We start from the raw sequence: 2521 nt of genomic DNA, 5'->3' as shown, positions 1-2521 counted from the left end.
GCCCCGCGCTGGGCTGCGAAGCGGCCCTACATCCGGCCAGCAAGTTATGACTGGAAGAACGCGTTGACTGGATCAGGGCTGCTTCGCACCCCAGCGCGGGGCAAGCCCGCTCACCACAGTAAACCTGCACAGCTCACCGAGAGCTACCCACCAAAAGTCTGCGAAGGCCGGCGCAGCGTTGGGTCAAACGGGTTGATCCTTGGCCCGATCGCTGCTGCCTCGCCCTTGAGCAATTCCACCACCATCGGCAAACGGCTCGGCCCCAGTCGGTCGCTGATGGTCGCCACGCTCAACGCCGCCACTGCATGCCCGTCGCGATTCAAAATCGGCACCGCCAACCCGGCCATGCCTTCCAGCACTCCCGTGTTGCGCGCCGCATAGCCCAGGCGCCGCACATTTTCGACCTCCGAGCGCAGCAGCACTTCGTCATACACGTGAAAATCCTTGAGCCGTGGCAGGTTGTAGCGGATCACCGTCTCGCGCTCCTCCTCCGGCAAAAACGCCAATATCGCCAGACTCCCCTGCCCCACGCCCAGCGCCACGCGCCCGCCGATATCGCCGGTGAAGGTGCGGATCGGGTACGGGCCTTCGCTGCGGTCCAGGCAGATGGCGTCAAAGCCGCTGCGCGCCAGCAGGAACAGCGAATCGCCGAGTGATGCACTCAGGCGCAGCATGCTCGGCCGTACCAGGTCTCGCAGGTTGCCCGTCTTGCCGGCATTCGCCGCCAGCGCAAAAAATTCAAGGCTCAGCCGATAGCGCTTGCTGCGCGCGTCCTGCTCGACCATGCCTTCGTCCATCAGGCTGCGCAGCAGGCGGTGGGTGGTGGGCTGCGACAGGCCCACCTGTTGCGCAAGCTGAGTGACACGTTCACCGCCATCGGGCACCTCGCCCAAAGTACGCAGCAACGCGAATATCCGCGAGACGCCGCCTGCGCCAACTTCTTTTGCAGTGTTATTCCGCTCAGTGGAATCCATCACGCACAATCTCTCTACGAATTCTGATCAATGAATAAAACTGAAAATAGTAGTCCATTCAGTGAAATTCCATCTTTCGCCCATCCTAGACTTCGTCCTAATCTGCGTCCACAGGGGCGAAATGAACAACAAACGGCAGCCGGCTTCAGACCGAGCGCCACCGCACCCGCAACACCCTTTTCGCATCTGCCCAAAACAAAAAAGCGCGTTTCGACGCGACTCAAAAAGGTGGAACGCAACTATGGCTTTTCTCCAACTCAACGCCTTGAGCAAACGCTACGGCGCCGTCGATGCGGTGGTCGCCACCGACCTTGCGGTGGAAAAAGGCGAATTCGTTTCCCTGCTCGGCCCTTCGGGCTGCGGCAAGACCACCACCTTGCAGATGATCGCCGGCTTCGTCGATGTGAGCGGCGGGCAGATCCTGCTCGACGGCCGCGACATCACCCACGCCAAGCCCGCCAGCCGTGGCCTGGGCGTGGTGTTCCAGAGCTATGCGCTGTTCCCGCACATGACCGTGCGCGACAACGTCGCCTTCGGCCTGAAGATGCGCAAAGTGCCGGCCGCCGAGATCGCCAGCAAAGTCAAAACCGTGCTTGAGCTGGTTCGGCTGGCGCCCCATGCAGACCGCTACCCACGGGAATTGTCCGGTGGCCAGCGCCAACGCGTGGCCCTGGCGCGTGCATTGGTGATCGAGCCGCCGGTGCTGCTGCTGGATGAGCCGCTGTCCAACCTCGACGCCAACCTGCGCGAAGAAATGCAATTTGAAATCCGCCGCATCCAGTGCGCCGTGGGCATTACCACCTTGATGGTCACCCACGATCAGGCCGAGGCACTCTCCATCAGCGACCGCGTGGTGGTCATGCAGGCCGGGCGCGTGACCCAGATCGACGCGCCCTACACGCTCTACGAACACCCGCGCACGCGCTTCATCTCGGACTTCGTCGGCAAGGCCAACCTGCTGCCCGGCGACTACGACCAACTGGGCATTCCGCAAGTGCGCCATGACAGTGGCCACGGTGAACTGACCCTGAGCCTGCGCCCGGAAAAAATTCAACTGGTGGACGCAGGCTCGGGGCGCCTGCAAGGCAAGGTGCTCGACAGCTACTTCTTCGGCAGCCAATGGCTGTACCGCATCCACACCAGCCTCGGCGAAATCACCGTGGTACGCAGCAACGACGGCAGCGCACCGCTGGGCTGCGGCGCCGCCGTGGGCCTGGACTGGCATGCCGACCTGTTGCGCGTACTGGCGGCGGATGAGGTGCACGCATGAGCCGGGGCTATTTACTCTCGCTACCGGCCTTGGTGCTGTTCAGCGGTTTGTTGATCCTGCCGCTGCTGATGACGCTGGTGCTGTCGTTCAACGTGTTCGACTACCAAGTGGGCGTGAAGGCCAATGAGTGGACCTTCGCTCATTACCTGTCGCTGTTCAGCGATTCGTACTTCTACGAAATTTTCTGGCGCACCTTCTGGATCAGCGCCTTGGTGACGCTGCTGTGCGTGGTGATCGGTGTGCCGGAGGCCTACATCCTCAGCCGCATGGGCACGCC

The 2521-nt window shown here is 62.3% G+C and carries 2 protein-coding genes and 1 pseudogene; 2 read left to right on the top strand and 1 reads right to left on the bottom strand.

Annotation, left to right across the window (positions count from 1 at the left end; genetic code table 11):
* Window positions 1–143 precede the first annotated feature (143 nt).
* A complete protein-coding gene (locus tag WBB95_RS24540) occupies window positions 144–974 on the bottom strand; it encodes an IclR family transcriptional regulator (RefSeq protein WP_424489917.1) in 831 nt (276 codons plus the stop codon).
* A 241-nt stretch (window positions 975–1215) separates the two neighbouring features.
* Here WBB95_RS24540 and WBB95_RS24535 point away from each other — a divergent pair, with 241 nt between their 5' ends.
* Window positions 1216–2244 (top strand): ABC transporter ATP-binding protein, encoded by a 1029-nt coding sequence (locus WBB95_RS24535; protein WP_424489916.1) that lies wholly within the window; start codon window positions 1216–1218, stop codon window positions 2242–2244.
* Window positions 2241–2521: pseudogene (locus WBB95_RS24530) on the top strand (ABC transporter permease); the annotation flags it as partial. The gene WBB95_RS24535 and the pseudogene WBB95_RS24530, both read left to right, overlap by 4 nt.

The organism is Pseudomonas sp. (assembly GCF_049645325.1).
Classification (GTDB): Bacteria; Pseudomonadota; Gammaproteobacteria; order Pseudomonadales; family Pseudomonadaceae; genus Aquipseudomonas.
This window is presented reverse-complemented; position numbering and strand designations above follow the sequence as displayed.